The sequence below is a fragment of the Vibrio sonorensis genome, from assembly GCF_001854765.1.
In the GTDB taxonomy this organism is placed as follows: domain Bacteria; phylum Pseudomonadota; class Gammaproteobacteria; order Enterobacterales; family Vibrionaceae; genus Vibrio; species Vibrio sonorensis.
Genome location: NZ_LJJE01000138.1, coordinates 1 through 312, shown reverse-complemented (window position 1 = coordinate 312; position 312 = coordinate 1). Strand labels below are relative to the sequence as shown.

Genomic DNA, 312 nt, shown 5'->3' with positions numbered 1-312 from the left:
ACTGCTTCTCCAATCCCTCTAGTGGGGCATACTGAGCCAAACAAATACGCATACTCAAACTGCTGTTGTTTTACCGCTCTCGGCCTTGAACCACGTTCAGCCCAAAGTCGAGTTGTCGTATTTTGCTGGCCAAATCTCGCTTCATCTTGAAACCAGACATCAACGTTCTCAAGTCCCATGTGGCCGGGGATCTTAAGGATCGTTTCAATTTTGAATTTTTTTAAAATCGTCTTGAATTTTTTGGGATTGTCGAGGGTGTTTGGAGCGGGAAGTTATCCAAGAGAAGCCCATGTGATTAAGCAAATAATAGAT

General features: G+C 43.6%; 1 pseudogene. It reads right to left on the bottom strand.

Annotated features, from left to right (window positions below):
* A pseudogene (locus BLO31_RS23655) lies at window positions 1-312 on the bottom strand (IS630 family transposase); the annotation flags it as partial.